Genomic DNA, 17039 nt, shown 5'->3' on the forward strand with positions numbered 1-17039 from the left:
GAAGGAATGGAGACAATGACCCTCAGCAAGGAAAAAGCGGGAGCCCTGTGTTTTCTTGTTCTCGCAATCGCTTATGGTATGGAAGCAAGGCATATTCCCTTGTTTCCGGGTGATGAATTAGAACCTTTTACTGCCCGAACCATGCCTATTGCCCTTTCCTGGCTCACAGGTATTGTCTCTTTCCTTCTTCTTGTTCTCCCTCAACGCGAAGAAACAGATGACATCCTCTCAGTCTTTCGGGGATTGAATTGGGGCAGAACCTCTATTCTGATCGGACTTATGGTTTTTTACGGCCTAACCCTTAGCCCGCTTGGCTTCTTGCTATCCACCGTCTTATTCCTAATCGGTGGAATCTATGCCTTGGGCGAAAGACGGTGGTCCGTTATTCTTCTTTCTTCAGTCCCCGCGACCGTTGGTTTCTGGTTCATTCTCGACAAGCTCCTGGGTATCTATCTCGCGCCCGGTGAGATCTTTGCTATGCTCGGAGCAAATTAATGCTTGATGGTATTCTTCAAGGGTTAAGCACGGCTGCTTCCCCCGTTAATCTTCTTATGGTTTTTGTCGGCTGTTTCGCAGGAACCTTTATCGGCATGTTACCCGGTCTTGGTCCCATTTCAGCCATTGCCCTTATGATCCCCATCACCTATGGCTTTGATCCCGCAACGGGCATGATCCTTATGGCTGGTGTTTATTACGGCGCCATTTTTGGCGGATCAACATCTGCCATTCTCATAAATGCACCGGGTGTTGCTGGTACTGTTGCAACTTCATTTGACGGTTATCCCCTCGCCAAACAAGGCCATGCTGGTAAAGCCTTGGCGATTGCTGCCTATAGTTCTTTCAGCGGTGGCACCATTGCCGCGATATTCCTTCTTTTTGCCGCCCCAGCGTTGGCTTCTGTATCCCTCAGTTTTCAATCAGCTGACTATTTTGCTCTTATGGTTCTTGGATTAACAGCAGTCTCCGCCTTTGCCGGAAAGGGAAAATTTCTGGTTGCCGTCTTGATGACCCTCTTTGGCTTAATGCTCTCAACCATTGGAACAGATCAAACAGCCGGACTTCAACGATTTACCTTTGGATCTCTGGATCTCATTGACGGCATCAGTTTCCTTCTGCTTGCCATGGCAACATTCGCGTTATCAGAAGCTCTGATGGTGGTGCTAAAACCAGAAAAAATATCTCAGGAAGCTGAAGAAGCCACTAAAGGCAAGCTCGGCAGCATGAAAGTAAGTAGAGAAGAAGTCAAAGACCTTGCACCTGTTGTCGGGCGTAGTTCTGTTCTCGGTTTCTTTATCGGTGTTCTTCCCGGTGCAGGGGCTACAATTGCCTCTTTCCTCGCCTATGGGATGGAACGTAGTTTCGCCAGTGCGAAAGAAAAACTTAAATTTGGTAAAGGTTCTTTGCGCGGTTTGGCTGCACCGGAAACAGCAAACAATGCTGCTTGCTCAGGATCTTTTGTTCCGCTTCTAACACTTGGAATTCCCGGTTCGGGCACAACAGCAGTGATGCTTGGTGCCCTTATCTCCTATGGAGTTCAGCCAGGTCCAAGGCTTTTTGTAGAACAACCAGCCGTATTCTGGTCGGTTATCATTTCCATGTATATAGGAAATATTATCCTGCTTGTTCTCAACCTGCCATTAATTCCCTACATTGCGCGGTTACTCGCTTTACCCAAACAAATTCTGACACCCTTGATACTGTTCTTCTCGTTGATCGGCGTGTATCTCGTCTCCTTTAATACCTTTGATATCCATATCATGGTTATCGTTGCTATTCTTGCGATTATCTTTCGGCTGATTAACTTCCCCCTCGCCCCCATGCTCCTTGGCTTTATTCTTGGCGGAATGATGGAAGATAATTTACGCCGCGCATTAGCAATCAGTGACGGGGAACTCTCCTTCTTATGGGAACGTCCAATTACCGCAAGTATCCTTGGTATTACAGTTGTCGTCTTACTTGCCCCACTGATACAGAACATCATCGATGTTCGCAGAAGAAAAGCCCTCAAAGTAAATGATGGTGAAGGATAGAATGTGTCTTCCCCAAAAACAGCACTTAAGCTGCTTCTGACTTTTCTATCCGGTTTGACGGGGGGCTGTGTGTTTTGGGCACTTGGTCTCCCGCTTCCCTGGATGCTGGGCTGTCTGACAGGCAGCCTTATCGCATCACTGTCTGGTGTCCCCGTCGGAGTTACCAAGCCTGTTCGCCTGATCATTATGGTTATTCTTGGGGTGATGCTGGGCGGGACTTTTTCTCCCGAAGTTCTCGCCCGTGCAGGCGAATGGATACCGACCCTGATTGCCGCGGTTCTCTATCTGGCCGTACTGACATTTATCGCACAGTTTTACTGTCGTAAATTTATGAAGATGGATCGCCTGACAGCAATCTTTGCGGGCTTCCCCGGCGGCTTGTCTGAAATGACACTACTCGGCGAAGAAGCTGGCGCTGACGTTCCTGCGCTTACTCTCGCCCACGCCTGCCGTGTGGCAACTATTCTCCTCGCAATCCCCCTATTCCTCACATATTGGTCCGGACTTGAAATAGTAGAAAGAGAAAGCACTGTCCCACTGTGGTCCCTTCTCGATATTATCATTTTGCTTATTATTGCTTCTGGCGGGTTGTTTTTAGGCAAGGTTGCCAAGTTCCCTGCCTATCAACTGACAGGTCCGCTTTTATTAAGTGCCATCGTTCATACAAGCGGATTGGTTCAGGGTGAACCACCTGAAATCGTTACCATCTTGTTGCAGTTGACACTTGGTTCCGCATTAGGCGCGCGCTTTGCTGGCTATTCTCTTGGGCAGGTCGGTAAATTAATGCTTTTGTCTGTCATCATGGCCTTCTTGATGCTCGCGGTTACCTTAGTTGTATCGGGGGCATTGTCCTACACCTTTGATCTTCAATTCGAAGCTCTGATCCTTGCCCTGTCACCCGGCGGATTTGCAGAAATGACATTAGCCGCCTTATCCATGGGGATAGATCCGGCCTTTGTCACAACGCATCACGCCTTACGCCTTTTGGTAATCGTCTTTATCGTCCCTGTCTTTTTAACCCGAATTATCAAGCGAAAAAACGAAAGCGAAAAAGGCTAATCAGACTACTAACGCCAACCAATTTTACACATGGTTGACGTCAATGCCTTTGCCATACTTCTTTTCAATTCTCGATTGAATGATTTCAAATCCCACAGACAGGAACCAGTAAATAAGAGCAGCAGAAATCAACATCTCCATGTATTTGAATTCTGCCCGACCATGGGTTCGGGATATATACATTAGCTCCCACGCGCCCAGAACAGAAACAAGAGAACTGTCTTTGAGCATCGCGATAAACTGATTACCAGTTGGGGGAATAATCAACCGGATAGCTTGGGGTAAAATCACAAGCCGCATTATCTGGTTGCCTTTAAGTCCCAATGCCCGAGCGGCTTCTGATTGCCCCGCCGGAATAGCCTGAATACCTGCGCGAAAGATCTCGGCCATATAGGCCCCATAACAAAGCGATAAGGCAATGATTGCTGATGGAATGGGATCAAGAATAACGCCGATTTGCGGCAGCCCCAAATAAACCAGAAGGATCTGTAATAGTAGCGGCGTTCCCCGGAAAAACGAGATGTAGAAAGTCGAAATCCCCAGTGCCATACCGTTTTTTGACAAGCGGGCCAAAGCGGCGATCAAAGCCAAAATGGTAGAGGCAAAAATGGCCACAGCACAGATAAATACAGTAAGCGCCGCCCCCATCAAGAAACCGCTTTTTAAACTTAAACCAAGTAAATGAGGTAATCGGGACCAGATAAACGCGTAAGACAGATCAAAGCTATAGAAGAAAAAGAGGAAAAGAGCGAACAACTCTCCCCATGTAACAAGAACCTGCGTCTTTTTAGGTAGCTTACTCACGAACAGAAAGTTAGCTAAAATTCCCACGGCAACTAACCCGCGGGTAACCTCAACATTTACTGAACTTATAAGGTCAGTAAGGTCGATGCTTAAAAGTGCAAGATAGATAACAACGAAATAGAGCGACCATCGTGCTAATGGCCGCTCTAAAAGATTCAAAGACATACTATTCACGAGGTCATACTCACTGCGTCAGATCACCACCATACCATTTTTCCGATATTTGAGAGAGCGTACCATTGGCACGTAAAGCATCAACAGCCTCTTTTATCTTGGCGTTTAATTCCGCATCCCCTTTATCCGTTGCAATCGCCAAAGGCTCCATAAACAAAGCTTCTGGTCCAACGATTTTAATAGGATAGCCTTTCTTTTTGGCCTCAAGAATGGTTGGCAAAGCAGTGAAAGCCGCATCGAGACGAACGCCATCTCCTAGACGAAGTTCGTCCAGCGCCAACAGATCAGTATCATAGGTACGAATATCTGCATCATCGATAACATAAGAAAATTCAGGCACATCCTCGGCATCAATAACCAAGCTTTTATTTAAATAGCTTTCGTAAGTTGTCGAAACGCCAACACCCACTTTTCGACCCGATGCATCTTTGGTACTTAAAATAGATGTATTTTTTTCATGAACAACCAGTGCAGCAGGCGTGAAGTAATAAATGGCTGGAAAGTCCAGAGCCTCTGCCCGTTTCTTTGTCGGGGTCATTGATCCCACGGACATATCCCAACGTCCAGCCCAGCGACCAGCAGTAATGACATCCCATCCCGGCGTAACAAACTCTGCTTTCACGCCCATGTATTCAGCAATTGCACGTCCAACATCGACGTCAAAGCCAACAAGTTCGTTATCTGCATTTAAAGAGGATTGAGGCGGGTACTCCGCATCGGTGGAAATTACCAGAGTCCCTTTATCCATGACCCGATCAAGCGTTTCACCAGCCAAAGCAGACGTTGCCGAAGCAAGTATAAGACCTGTAACTCCAGCAATCCCGGCAATACCAGACACTATTGTTTTTCTGAAAAATTTCATAATTTTCTCCCTGTTAGGAACGAGGGACTGCACAGGTTTTCCTGTTTCTTTTGCCCCGACACTCAGTTGCTTTTTCACAAACCGTTTTTTCAGTGAGTAAAACGATAACACAACTGAACACATGTTCAACTAGAAATTTTTCACACTAAAAATGCTCCCTTGAGAGAGCCATTTAAAACAAATTTAGTGATATATCAGGCGCTTTAGAGTTTGAAGGCCCCCGCCATCAAACCGTCAACCCACCCTTCGCATAACATCAACCCTTCTTCTGGGGCAAATATTTCAGGATTGAGACACCATTCAAGCCACAGGCCATCCAACATGCCCGAAAGACCAATTGCTGCCAGACGATAGTTAAAATCTGGCGCTTCGGGTAATTCACCCAGATTACGCAACATCAACTCAATTTGTCGGCGAAATCCGGCATTTGTCTTGTCATGAGAAAGGCGGACTTTTTCAGATTTGTCCGACATGTACCAAAATACAATCCAGATCCTCAGAAACTTTTGATCCAAAACAATCGAAGAAAAATAGGCTTTAAAAAAAGCACTCATTTTTTCACGGGGTGATCCGTCAGTCTCAGCAACGATATTGATAACATTCTGCAAAATATCCGTCGCAAGCTTTTCATAAGCATCCGCAATTAAATCATCCTTACTTGGATAGTGATGATTAATAAGGCCGACAGATATTCCTGCTTCTGCACTGATACTTCTCACAGACAAACCATCACTGCCCTTTTTCTCAAGGCAGCGTATCGTGGCATCAATCAAGTCTTTTTTCCGCGCATCAGGTGCCTGACGCCGAAATTTAGGTGTATCGTTCATATGATCCGCAGAAATTACGATAAAACAGCCCTTACCTAGATTTACTCCGTATAATTCCTTCTGACAACAAGTGCTTAACCAAGAGATATTTTTTCTTATTGAACGATCGTTCAATTGTGATATTCTTATACTATGTTGATGGTCATTCTTGGGTATCACAACATGCCATTTTAAGACTTCAGATCAGGTGATATCTATGCAACTCTCCCCCCTTACAGAACGCGTGACAGGCTCTGGTGCATCAGCTTGGGATTTACACAGCAAGGCTTTGCGAGAAAAATCAGAAGGTAAAGATGTCATCGTCATGAGTGTTGGTGATCCTGACTTTGCGACCCCTGAAAAAATCACCCGTGCGGCCAAAGATGCATTAGATGCTGGCGATACCCATTACACCGAACTAACTGGCAGGCAGAATTTAAGAGAAATCATTGCCAACCGACACGTCAATCAAACCAAACAAACAGTATCAGCAGATAATGTCATCGTATTGGCCGGGGCACAGTGTGCTCTGTTCACGTCATCACTTTGCATTGCAACTGCCGGGGACGAAGTTATTGCGCTGGAGCCTATGTATATTACCTATGAAGCCAGTATCCGGGTAACAGGCGCAACAATCGTCCCGGTCCCTCAATCGGCAGAAACAGGGTTCCGACCAGATATTAAGGCCATTGAAGCTGCAATTACGTCCAAAACAAAAGCAATATTCCTGACAACACCAAACAACCCCACTGGTGTTGTTCTGACATATGAAGAGCTGACACAAATTGCGCAACTCGCCAAGAAACATGATTTGTGGGTTATTTCAGACGAAGTTTATTCAGATCTAATCTTTTCCGGCGAACATATCTCTATCGCTTCCCTCCCCGGGATGTCAGAACGGACAGTTACGGTAAGCAGCCTGTCGAAGTCACACGCGATGACAGGCTGGCGATTGGGGTGGGCAATTGGTCCTGAACACCTTATTCGTGCAATGGAAAAAATTGCGCTGTGTATGCTATATGGCCTCCCCGGGTTTTCTCAAGAAGCAGCCAAGCTTGCTTTGACCGAACTTGCTGATGAACCCAGAAATATGAAAGCGATTTATCAGACACGCCGGGACTTAACTGTAAAATCATTGAGTACAGCATCAAATCTGATTATCCACAGCCCGCAAGCTGGTATGTTTTTACTGGTCGACGTCAGGCCAACAGGCCTGAGCAGTCATGATTTCGCAGAACAGCTCTACATGCAAACGGGTGTTTGTGTTCTGGACGCAGAACCTTTCGGTAGTAGTGCGAAGGGACATATCAGACTGTCCTTTACGCTGGACGAAGCACAAATCCAAGAAGGCTGTCGCAGAATTTGTACCTTCACAGAAACACTTCATCAGCAAAAAGCAATTGCATAATTATTTCTCTAACGAGAGCGAAATCAGATGACTACTCTTGGTGAATTTCTCATCGACCTTCTTGCAAGCTATGATGTAGATCGTGTTTTTGGTATCCCCGGCGTTCATACGATTGAACTTTACCGCGGGTTGGCTAACTCCTCTATCACACACTATACACCGCGCCACGAACAAGGTGCCGGTTTTATGGCAGACGGCTATGCACGGATCAGCGGTAAACCCGGGGTATGCTTTGTTATAACGGGTCCCGGGTTAACAAACATTGCAACTGCGATGGCACAGGCCTATGCTGATTCAATCCCAATGCTGGTCATTTCCGGTGTCAACAAGACGCAACATCTCGGACATGGTAATGGGAACCTTCATGAACTTCCCAATCAAAGTGCATTTGCGGAACAGGTATCTAGCTTTAGCTATTCCGTTACCCATCCTGATGATCTGCCGAAGGCAATGGCACGGGCATTTGCCGTCTTCTCCAGCAGTCGTCCAAGGCCTGTTCATATCGAGATTCCGATTGATTTGATGTCAGCATCTGCTGATCATTTAACCCTCCCCGCATCTCACCCAACTCCTTCACTCCCTTGTCCGGACGAAGCTACAATCAAACAAGTCGCTGCGCACTGCTCAAAAGCAACTTCGCCCCTTTTAATTATTGGTGGCGGCGTTAAAGGAGATGATCGCTCGACACAACAACTTGCAGAGCGTCTAGGTTGCCCTGTGATCATGACTGTAAATGCCCGCGGCCTTCTACCAGAAGATCATCCGTTGGCTATTCCTGCCAGCCCGTCTCTAAAATCAGTGCGTGCGCTTATTGAGGCATCCGACCTTGTCATAGCAATGGGAACAGAGCTGGGGCCAACTGACTTTGATATGTACGAAAATCAAGGTTTTGCCATTCCGGGTACTCTAGTTCGTGTTGATATCGATCCTCTTCAACTACAGCGAAATATAACACCAGACGTTTGCATGATCGGTGATGCAGACCTTACGATGCGAAAGCTTGTTAATGCGTTGCCAGAAGTCACCCCGGCAAGTTCCGTTAAAGAAGGCGCAAACCGAGCCAGAAAAACCAAAAAAGACGCGTTTGATGAGTTATCAACACCTATGCAACATCAAGTCCAGTTTCTTGACACCATAAAAGCTACCTTGCCCGGCGCAATCATCGTTGGAGACTCAACACAACCTGTCTATGCGGGCAACCTTTACTATTCGCCAGATAGCCCCAAAGGGTGGGTGAATTCAGCAACAGGTTTTGGAACATTAGGGTATGCACTTCCTGCTGCAATTGGCGCCCAGCTTGCCGCGCCCCAACGCCCTGTAATTTGCTTAACTGGCGATGGCGGGATTCAATTTACACTTGGTGAGCTTGGTTCGGCGATGGACGCAGGTGCAAACATTATCGTTATCGTCTGGAATAATGACGGTTATCAGGAAATTAAAAACTTCATGCTGGACAATAATATCACCCCAGAAGGTGTCACCCCCAGCTCTCCCGATTTTCCTTCAATAGCAAAGGCCTATGGTCTTTATACAGAACACTTGTCATCAAAAGAAGATTTGCCAAAGGTTCTAAAAAGAGTTCAAGCAGAGAAACGCCCTGCTCTTATCCAGATAGAAGAAGCTCTGTTTACTCCCGAATAGCAATGTTCCTCGTTATATCTTTGCTATTTTTACTCCAGAAAGGCCACAAATAAGGCCTTTCTTTTTTTACCCCCGTAAAACACTCACATTAAGATATAATTTTTTTACATCTTTCTTGACTTACATCAAAGGCAATTCCTCAGAATAGGCAGATGATTGTTTCCATTAGGATTTTTGTCAGTATGTAAGCAAAAGGAGATGCTTCGTGCCGAACCAAAAGGCATGGGCAAAGAGTATAACGGAAAAAAGCAGCAACAGGTCACAGGCACTTACTGTCACTTATGATGTTTCTGCTGTGTTTATTCACAAGCTCATTTTTATATCGCTTCTACTCGGGTTTTCTTTTCTGTTCGCTATGGCGACAGCAAAAGCAGCAACAAATAACTTTGAAAAATATATTTCAAAGGTACAACCTGCTGAAATTTTTAATGGCGCAACTGATTTCCGGCTTGTTACCGGGGATCCTTCCTATGCAGAAATTCTAAAAGGTAATGAAAAAGTCGGCTATGCCTATTTGAATACCGATTTTGTAAATGCCACGGGTTATTCCGGGAAACCCATCAATGTCATGGTTGGTCTGACACCGGAAGGCGTGGTCAGTGGGACAAAGCTAGTAAAGCACAGCGAACCCATCGTTCTTATTGGAATTCCTGAAGAAAAAATATCCAACTTCATGTCCAGCTATACAGGTATTGACGCCGTCAGTCGGACAGGACAAAGCAGGGATACGGGTGAAGTTGACATGATCAGTGGTGCGACTGTCACCATCATGGTCATCGAAGATTCTATCTTTAGATCAGCCATTAAATTTGCAAGATATCTTGGTATTGCTGGCGTAGAACAAAACCAAACATCTGGACCTACTGAAATAAGGCACGTCAACAAAGACATCACAGAGGTTACGGATTGGCAAACCCTTCTAGGGAATGGCGCTATCCGCCATCGTGTCATAACTCTTGCCGAAATCAACGAAGCCTTTGAAAATTCTGGTAACAAAAAAGCCGCTTCTCGTCCTGAAAAAGGGGCACCAGATGATATCTATATCGATCTTTATGTTGCACCGGTCAGTGTTCCTGCCATCGGCAAAACCCTTTTGGGTGATGCAGAATACGAACATTTACAGAAACAGCTAAAGCCTGATCAGGAAGCTATACTTATTTTCGCCAATGGCCGCTATTCCTTCAAAGGGTCCGGTTATGTACGTGGTGGCATCTTTGATCGCTTCCAACTCATTCAGGGGGAAAGCTCTGTTCGTTTCCGGGACAAATTTCACAAACGGATCGGCGACCTTGGGGCTGATGGAGCCCCCTACTTCAAGGAAATAGCTCTCTTCCGTATCCCCACGGATGTTGACTTCAATCCAGCAGATAATTTTCGCATTGAGCTACTTGCCAACCGTGAAATCGCAGCAATCAAAAAGATATTTCTGGCGTTCGAACTTAACTACGATCTGCCCGGCAAGTACGTTACTATAGAGAAATTAAAACCAACGCATACAGCAACAACAAAAGCATCAAATCTTTCTGTTAGCCAAGAAGCGTCAGAAGATATCCATCGCGTAGAGTTATGGAAACGCATGTGGAATCTCAAAAGACCTGATATTGCAGTTCTTAGTATTGCGATTGCTATACTAACGGTAATTTTCTTTTTTCAGGACTGGCTGGTTAAGCGCCCAAGGCTTTTAACATGGACCAGAAATCTGTTCCTTGTCTTTACCGTTCTCTTCATTGGTTTTTATGCTCAGGCACAGCTTTCTGTCGTCAATGTCCTCACCTTTGCAAATGCGTTGATGACCGATTTTAGCTGGAACTACTTCCTCATGGAACCCATGATCTTCCTGTTATGGCTGTCTGTTGCTGGCGCACTACTCTTTTGGGGCCGTGGAGCCTATTGTGGGTGGTTATGTCCCTTTGGTGCCTTACAAGAACTCCTGAACCAAGCTGCCAAATTCTGCAAAATTCCACAGTTTGAGCTTCCGTGGGGACTGCACGAACGCCTATGGCCTTTGAAATATATCATCTTCCTTGGTTTGTTTGGCCTCTCTCTTTACTCCCTGCAAGACGCTGAGCATTGGGCAGAAGTAGAACCCTTCAAAACCTCTATTATCCTGAAGTTTGTGCGCGATTGGCCCTGGGTTCTTTATGCCGTTGCTCTGTTAGCCGCCGGGCTGTTTGTTGAACGTTTTTATTGCCGATACATTTGCCCCTTAGGTGCCGCCTTGGCCATTCCAGGTCGCATGCGCATGTTTGAATGGCTCAAACGTCATCCCAAAGACTGTGGTAGCCCCTGCCAGACCTGTGCCAAGGAATGTATGGTTCAAGCGATCCATCCAACAGGTGAAATCAATCCAAACGAATGTCTCTACTGCCTGCATTGTCAGGTTGTTTACCATGACGAGCATCGCTGCCCACCCATGGTACAAAAGCGCAAGCGTAGAGAACGCCTACAGGATCTTCAAAGCAAAAGCGCTGCTGCCGTTAAAGCGAGCTGCTCTGCAACAGAAATTCCAGATTTCATAGGTGATGATAAAAACAATCCCGGACCTTCTGCAAAAGCCAGAGGGAAAGGTGCTAGCCCGGAGAAAGTAACCCCGAGCTAGCAAAACCGTCGCCCCAAGGGCGACAGCACGCCCAGCCTGTTGAATGGTGAGACACGCGACAGGTTGGGCACTTAAAGAGGAGCATATAAATGTCAAAAGATAAAGGTCTGTCCAGACGTGATCTGCTTGGGGGTTCAGCGAAACTAGCGACTATCGCCGGTGTCGGTGCTGCCTCTGGTATCGCCGGGTTAGGTGGTGTTTCAACAGCATCTGCTGCTGGTGCAAATAATCCGGCAGCCGTTGAACCCGGACAATTGGACGAATATTACGGTTTCTGGTCTTCAGGACAAGCAGGTGAACTGCGTATTCTAGGTCTTCCTTCTATGCGCGAACTTATGCGTGTACCCGTGTTTAACAGGTGTTCTGCAACAGGTTGGGGGCAAACCAACGAAAGTAAGAAAATTCTTACTGAAAATCTTCTGCCACAAACCAAAAAGTTTCTGGAAACACGCGGTGGAGATTATATGAACGGTGATTTGCATCACCCACATATGTCCTTTACCGACGGTGCCTATGACGGTCGTTATCTCTTCATGAATGACAAAGCGAACACGCGTGTCGCTCGTGTTCGCTGTGATATCATGAAAGTCGATAAAATTATCGAAATTCCGAACGCATCAGATATTCACGGTCTGCGCCCACAACGATATCCTCGTACGGGCTACATTTTTGCCAATGGCGAACACCGCGTTCCTTTACCAAACGATGGTTCTGTTCTTGATGATCCAAGTAAATATTACGCCGTGTTCTCTGCTATTGACGGCGATACGATGGAAGTTAAATGGCAAGTTAAAGTCAGTGGTAACCTGGATAATGTTGATGCAGATTATCAGGGTAAATACGCGATATCTTCCTCTTACAATTCAGAAGAAGGTGTCAACCTTGCCGAGATGACATCATCAGAGCAGGATCATGTCGTTGTTTTCAATATCAAGCGTATTGAAGAAGCTGTTGCAAAAGGTGAATACGAAGTATTTGACGGGGATGTTCCTGTCGTTGACGGAACCAAAGGCTCTCCACTTACCACATACATTCCAATTTCTAATAGCCCACATGGTGTCAATGCTGCACCGGATAAGCGTCACATTGTTGTAAATGGTAAGCTTTCCCCAACGGCTTCTGTTATTGACGTTGAACGGTTGGATGATGTGTTTGATGGTAAGATCAAGCCTCGCGATGCTATCGTCGCAGAACCACAACTTGGTCTCGGTCCTCTTCATACTGCTTTTGATGGGCGCGGCAATGCTTACACCACTCTCTTCCTGGATAGTCAGGTTGTTAAATGGGATATAGAAAAAGCCATTCGTGCCTACAAAGGCGAAGATATTGATCCGATTATTCAGAAAATCGATGTTCACTATCAACCTGGTCATAACCATACATCTATGGGAGAAACCTCTGAGGCTGATGGTAAATGGCTGATCTCTATGAACAAGTTCTCTAAAGATCGCTACATCAACGTAGGCCCTCTGAAACCAGAGAACGAACAGTTGATTGATATCTCTGGCGATGAAATGAAAATCGTTCATGACGGTCCAACTTTTGCCGAACCACATGATTGCATTATCGTTCATCGCTCAACCGTAAACCCTGTTCACATTTATGATCGTAATGACCCAACCTTTGCCGATACCGTTGAAATGGCAAAAGCCGATGGTATCGATCTGGAAGATTGTCAGGATGTAGTCAGAGATGGCAACAAGGTTCGGGTTTACATGAACTCTGTTGCACCAGAATTCAGTCTGGAAAAATTCACGGTCAAACAAGGGGATGAAGTCACGGTTGTGATTACAAACCTTGATGACGTTGAAGATCTAACCCATGGCTTCACTCTTGCGAACTACGGTGTTTGCTTCGAAGTCAGCCCCCAACAAACAGCTTCCGTAACTTTCATAGCGGACCGTCCGGGTGTTCACTGGTTCTACTGTCAGTGGTTCTGTCACGCACTTCATATGGAAATGCGTGGACGTATGTTGGTTGAACCAGCTTAGGGAAAGTTGAATAGATCGATGGCTTGGTTTTCAAAAAAACTAGTAATGAAACAATATGTTTTGGCGTTTCTGTTAAGCATCGTCGCTTTGATGACGGTCTTTGAGAGCCAAGCCGTCGTTTTACAGGTAACACCTGATACGCTAGCAACCTCACTAATCAAAGCACAGGACGGCGATGTCCTTGTAATGACCAAAGGTCTTTATACTGGCCCGATTGTACTTAAAAAGTCGCTGACACTAAAAGGCGAACAAGGTGCTGTCATTGATGGCAATCGTATAGGTAATACGATTGAAGTCCTCGCCCCTGACAGTGTTGTCTCTGGCTTGAAAATCATCAACTCCGGCCAAGATCTTTCCCAACAGAACAGTGGCGTTTTTGTCAATAAAACGGCTCATAATACCGTTATCGAAAATAACATTCTTCAAGACAATCTGATTGGGGTTTATCTCTGGGGTCCCAAGAATGCTGTTGTCAGAAACAATCACATTGAAGGATTACAAGTCCTGCAAGTCAATGATCGAGGCAACGGTGTTCAACTATGGAATACCCCGGGATCAATTGTTGAAAACAACACCATTCTTTTTGGCCGTGACGGTATCTTCACGACCACAAGCAAAAAGAACATCTTCAGAAACAATATTTTTGAAAAGACACGCTTTGCCATTCATTACATGTATACAAACAACAGCGAAGTCAGTGGCAATATTTCCCGCGGCAACGACGTTGGATACGCTTTGATGTTTTCAAAGAAGCTGAAAATAACCAACAACCAGTCAATCAATGACAAGGAGCACGGTTTTGCCCTCAACTACGCAAACTCATCCCTTTTCAAGGGGAACCGGGTCGAGAACGGCGGTGTGAAATGCGTTTTCATTTACAATTCTAACAAAAATCGTTTTGTGCAAAATCATTTTGAAGGATGCCAAATCGGTATTCATTTTACCGCAGGATCTGAAAAGAACACCGTTAGTGAAAATGCCTTTATCAGCAATCAACATCAAGTCAAATACGTGGGCACACGTCATCTGGATTGGTCGGAAAATAATCGAGGTAATTATTGGAGCGATAATCCAGCCTTCGATTTGAACGGTGATAATATTGCCGATAGTGTCTATCGCCCCAATGACGTTCTGGATCAGGTAATATGGGCTTACCCTTCAGCCAAACTGTTGATTAATTCACCCGCTATGGAAATTTTGCGCTGGTCACAATCCCAGTTCCCATCACTACAACCCGGTGGTGTCTTTGACAGTGCTCCTTTGATGACGCCTCCCCTGATTGACCAGATCTCATTAAATTCTGATCCGTTAAATTTTGACCCATTGAATTCTGGCCCATTGAATTCTGACATGGAGACAAATCCATGATTAAAAATAGTATTATTTTAGAAAACGTAAGTAAACACTACCCGTCCCACAAAGCAGTGACAGACGTGAATTTCTCAGTGCCCGAAGGTTGCCTGATGGCACTGGTTGGGCATAACGGCGCAGGCAAAACAACGCTGATGAAACTAATCCTCGGGTTGGTACAACCGACAACCGGGTCTCTCTCAATACTGGGGCATGACCCCAAAGATAAGGCTTCTTTCCATTACCGTAATGCCATTGGTTTTTTACCCGAGAATGTTGCATTTGATGCAAACATGACGGGTAAAGAATTAATCGCGTTTTATGCAAGCCTGAAAAGAGAAACAAAATCCCGCAGCCTAGAACTCATGGATATGGTTGGCCTCTCTGCTGCTCTTGATCGACGTTATAAAACCTATTCAAAAGGCATGAAGCAGCGTTTGGGGTTGGCACAGGCACTTCTTGGCAAACCACGCCTGCTATTGCTTGATGAGCCAACATCCGGGCTTGATCCTGCTGCACGACAACACTTTTACGATATCATACGCGATCTCAGAAAAGACGGCGTCACCATTTTACTCTGTTCGCATGTATTGACCGAACTCGAAGCCCAGACGGATGCCGTGACCGTGATGAATTCCGGCAGGGTTGTTGCTTCCGGTTCCTTGGAAGATTTGCGCGCACAGGCAGGATTACCTCTTAGCCTTCGCATTACTGTCCAAGAGGGTATGACCGAAAAAATCGCCCAGCCCCTGCAAAATCAAAATGCAACCATAACCTATATGAACGGCAGACATCTCGAGATTGAATGCGCCCCAAGCTCAAAAATGACAATGCTTCGACATCTGGGAGAGCTTGGTTCTCTTGTTGAGGACATCGAGCTCCAAAATACTTCACTAGATCAACTCTACGCTGTCTTTAGTGACCAGAGAGGACAATAATATGAAGACAATCTGGATCATTGCCCTAAAAGAACTAAAAGATGCCCTGCGTAATCGTTGGATCATCGCGGCATCTTGCTTACTCGCGGTTCTCGCTCTCAGTTTAGCGTTTGTGGGAACTGCTCCTGTAGGCGGCGCAAAGATCAGCACGATGCAAGTAACTGTCGTAAGCCTTTCCAGTCTCTCTGTCTTTCTTGTCCCACTAATATCATTAATGCTTTCTTATGACAGTATCGTTGGCGAGGTCGAGCGTGGCTCTATGTTGTTGCTCCTCACCTACCCGATTAACAGATGGCAGATCATCTTGGGAAAATTCCTTGGCCACACCCTCATTCTGTCTATCGCCACACTTCTCGGCTATGGCGCTGCAGGTTTTTTAATTGGATTTAGTTCCAATGGTGCGGACCTTCAGGACTGGATGGTATTTGGTAGCTTGATAGCATCAACAGTATTACTAGGCAGTGCCTTTTTATCTATCGGATATCTCTTGAGTGTTTGCGTCAAGGAACGGGCAACAGCCATTGGTCTGGCCGTCGCAGTCTGGCTACTGTTCGTCTTGTTGTTTGATATGGCTGTATTAGGGGCTTTAGTCGTTGATCAAGGCGAGAACCTGAAATCTGATTTTGTCAATTTCCTGTTGCTTTTTAACCCAGCTGATTCTTTTAGGCTTCTAAATTTGACTGGTTTTGACAGTACAGCCGCACTTTCAGGCATGTCATCCATTGCCGGACGAGCCGTACTTCCTGCCCAATATGCCATCATTGCTCTACTTGGCTGGATCACTCTACCTCTTCTACTTTCCGGATGCCTCTTTTCAAGGAGAGAGATATGAAAAAGCTCTGTGCTTCACTCTTCTTATCTAGCACCATCCTCTTAAACGGTTGCTTTGGCTCAGATGACACCCCAAAACCAGATCCGGCAACGCTGACATCAGAGGATCAAAGTTATTTTTGCGGTATGACTGCCGCAGGGCACCCCGGCCCAAAAGCACAAATCCATATCCTCGGACAAACAGTCCCCATCTGGTTTGCCGCCACAAGAGACGCCGTTGGCTACATGAAGCTTCCGGATGAAAACAATGAAATTACAGCCGTTTACGTTACCGATATGGGAAAAGCCAACTGGCAATCACCAGAAGCAGGTCCCTGGATCGATATAAATGAAGCAACACTGGTGATTGAAAGTAAACGACGTGGTGGTATGGGAGCACCGGCAGTGGTGCCTTTCCGAGAACAAGCTTCCGCCGAAAGCTTTATTGCTCAATATGGCGGCACAGTAGTGTCTCTTGATGATATCCCCATTGATTACGTACTGGGAATGGTAGAAATCCCGGATAATCCAGCGTTATCTATAGTCGAATAAAGAACGGTAAAGAGC

14 protein-coding genes are annotated in these 17039 nt (G+C 45.9%); 11 read left to right on the forward strand and 3 right to left on the reverse strand.

What is annotated here, in order from left to right; all coding sequences use genetic code 11:
* Positions 1–15 precede the first annotated feature (15 nt).
* Genes BKB51_RS00180 through BKB51_RS00190 form a run of 3 tightly spaced genes read left to right on the forward strand, consistent with a single transcriptional unit; the run spans position 16 to position 3089 of the window.
* Positions 16–495 carry a tripartite tricarboxylate transporter TctB family protein gene (locus tag BKB51_RS00180; protein ID WP_085899091.1) on the forward strand — a complete coding sequence of 160 codons (480 nt, stop codon included), beginning with the start codon at positions 16–18 and terminating at the stop codon, positions 493–495.
* Positions 495–2030, forward strand: a complete 1536-nt coding sequence (locus BKB51_RS00185; protein WP_085899092.1) for a tripartite tricarboxylate transporter permease — start codon at positions 495–497, stop codon at positions 2028–2030. The genes BKB51_RS00180 and BKB51_RS00185 overlap by 1 nt, the downstream gene beginning before the upstream one ends.
* A gap of 3 nt (positions 2031–2033) precedes the next feature.
* A complete protein-coding gene (locus tag BKB51_RS00190) occupies positions 2034–3089 on the forward strand; it encodes an AbrB family transcriptional regulator (RefSeq protein WP_085899093.1) in 1056 nt (351 codons plus the stop codon).
* 24 nt (positions 3090–3113) lie between these two features.
* Here the strand turns inward: BKB51_RS00190 and BKB51_RS00195 are convergent, their stop codons facing one another.
* The 3 genes from BKB51_RS00195 to BKB51_RS00205 form a co-directional block, all read right to left on the reverse strand.
* Positions 3114–4058 (reverse strand): amino acid ABC transporter permease, encoded by a 945-nt coding sequence (locus BKB51_RS00195; RefSeq protein ID WP_085899094.1) that lies wholly within the window; start codon positions 4056–4058, stop codon positions 3114–3116.
* Positions 4059–4077: 19 nt separating this feature from the next.
* Positions 4078–4929 (reverse strand): transporter substrate-binding domain-containing protein, encoded by an 852-nt coding sequence (locus BKB51_RS00200; protein ID WP_085900146.1) that lies wholly within the window; start codon positions 4927–4929, stop codon positions 4078–4080.
* A 203-nt stretch (positions 4930–5132) separates the two neighbouring features.
* Complete coding sequence (locus BKB51_RS00205) at positions 5133–5756, reverse strand: TetR/AcrR family transcriptional regulator (protein WP_085899095.1); 624 nt, start codon at positions 5754–5756, stop codon at positions 5133–5135.
* Positions 5757–5952: 196 nt separating this feature from the next.
* Between BKB51_RS00205 and BKB51_RS00210 the strand changes: the two genes are divergently transcribed.
* The 8 genes from BKB51_RS00210 to BKB51_RS00245 all read left to right on the forward strand — a co-directional run bounded on the left by BKB51_RS00210 (position 5953) and on the right by BKB51_RS00245 (position 17024).
* Complete coding sequence (locus BKB51_RS00210) at positions 5953–7143, forward strand: pyridoxal phosphate-dependent aminotransferase (protein ID WP_085899096.1); 1191 nt, start codon at positions 5953–5955, stop codon at positions 7141–7143.
* A gap of 27 nt (positions 7144–7170) precedes the next feature.
* Positions 7171–8784 (forward strand): 5-guanidino-2-oxopentanoate decarboxylase, encoded by a 1614-nt coding sequence (locus BKB51_RS00215; RefSeq protein ID WP_085899097.1) that lies wholly within the window; start codon positions 7171–7173, stop codon positions 8782–8784.
* 205 nt (positions 8785–8989) lie between these two features.
* On the forward strand, positions 8990–11383 hold the full coding sequence (locus tag BKB51_RS00220) for a NosR/NirI family protein (RefSeq protein ID WP_085899098.1): 2394 nt from the start codon (positions 8990–8992) through the stop codon (positions 11381–11383).
* 89 nt (positions 11384–11472) lie between these two features.
* Positions 11473–13374: a TAT-dependent nitrous-oxide reductase gene (gene nosZ / locus BKB51_RS00225; protein WP_085899099.1), complete on the forward strand. Its 1902-nt coding sequence runs from the start codon at positions 11473–11475 to the stop codon at positions 13372–13374.
* A 45-nt stretch (positions 13375–13419) separates the two neighbouring features.
* Positions 13420–14742: a nitrous oxide reductase family maturation protein NosD gene (locus BKB51_RS00230; RefSeq protein ID WP_085900147.1), complete on the forward strand. Its 1323-nt coding sequence runs from the start codon at positions 13420–13422 to the stop codon at positions 14740–14742.
* Positions 14739–15662 carry an ABC transporter ATP-binding protein gene (locus BKB51_RS00235; RefSeq protein WP_198946579.1) on the forward strand — a complete coding sequence of 308 codons (924 nt, stop codon included), beginning with the start codon at positions 14739–14741 and terminating at the stop codon, positions 15660–15662. The genes BKB51_RS00230 and BKB51_RS00235 overlap by 4 nt, the downstream gene beginning before the upstream one ends.
* A gap of 1 nt (position 15663) precedes the next feature.
* Positions 15664–16494, forward strand: a complete 831-nt coding sequence (locus BKB51_RS00240) for an ABC transporter permease subunit (protein ID WP_085899100.1) — start codon at positions 15664–15666, stop codon at positions 16492–16494.
* Complete coding sequence (locus BKB51_RS00245) at positions 16491–17024, forward strand: nitrous oxide reductase accessory protein NosL (RefSeq protein ID WP_085906058.1); 534 nt, start codon at positions 16491–16493, stop codon at positions 17022–17024. The genes BKB51_RS00240 and BKB51_RS00245 overlap by 4 nt, the downstream gene beginning before the upstream one ends.
* Positions 17025–17039: the final 15 nt, after the last annotated feature.

Origin of the sequence: Kiloniella majae (assembly GCF_002118315.1) — a bacterium.
GTDB classification, from domain to species: domain Bacteria; phylum Pseudomonadota; class Alphaproteobacteria; order Kiloniellales; family Kiloniellaceae; genus Kiloniella; species Kiloniella majae.

Excerpts from the sequence above, each read along its gene's own strand:
- BKB51_RS00185 (WP_085899092.1), top strand. The coding sequence starts at position 495 with ATGCTTGATGGTATTCTTCAAGGGTTAAGCACGGCTGCTTCCCCCGTT.
- BKB51_RS00245 (WP_085906058.1), top strand. The coding sequence starts at position 16,491 with ATGAAAAAGCTCTGTGCTTCACTCTTCTTATCTAGCACCATCCTCTTA.
- BKB51_RS00215 (WP_085899097.1), top strand. The coding sequence starts at position 7,171 with ATGACTACTCTTGGTGAATTTCTCATCGACCTTCTTGCAAGCTATGAT.
- BKB51_RS00200 (WP_085900146.1), bottom strand. The coding sequence starts at position 4,929 with ATGAAATTTTTCAGAAAAACAATAGTGTCTGGTATTGCCGGGATTGCT.
- BKB51_RS00235 (WP_198946579.1), top strand. The coding sequence starts at position 14,739 with ATGATTAAAAATAGTATTATTTTAGAAAACGTAAGTAAACACTACCCG.
- BKB51_RS00180 (WP_085899091.1), top strand. The coding sequence starts at position 16 with ATGACCCTCAGCAAGGAAAAAGCGGGAGCCCTGTGTTTTCTTGTTCTC.
- nosZ (WP_085899099.1), top strand. The coding sequence starts at position 11,473 with ATGTCAAAAGATAAAGGTCTGTCCAGACGTGATCTGCTTGGGGGTTCA.
- BKB51_RS00205 (WP_085899095.1), bottom strand. The coding sequence starts at position 5,756 with ATGAACGATACACCTAAATTTCGGCGTCAGGCACCTGATGCGCGGAAA.
- BKB51_RS00195 (WP_085899094.1), bottom strand. The coding sequence starts at position 4,058 with ATGTCTTTGAATCTTTTAGAGCGGCCATTAGCACGATGGTCGCTCTAT.
- BKB51_RS00210 (WP_085899096.1), top strand. The coding sequence starts at position 5,953 with ATGCAACTCTCCCCCCTTACAGAACGCGTGACAGGCTCTGGTGCATCA.
- BKB51_RS00240 (WP_085899100.1), top strand. The coding sequence starts at position 15,664 with ATGAAGACAATCTGGATCATTGCCCTAAAAGAACTAAAAGATGCCCTG.
- BKB51_RS00230 (WP_085900147.1), top strand. The coding sequence starts at position 13,420 with ATGAAACAATATGTTTTGGCGTTTCTGTTAAGCATCGTCGCTTTGATG.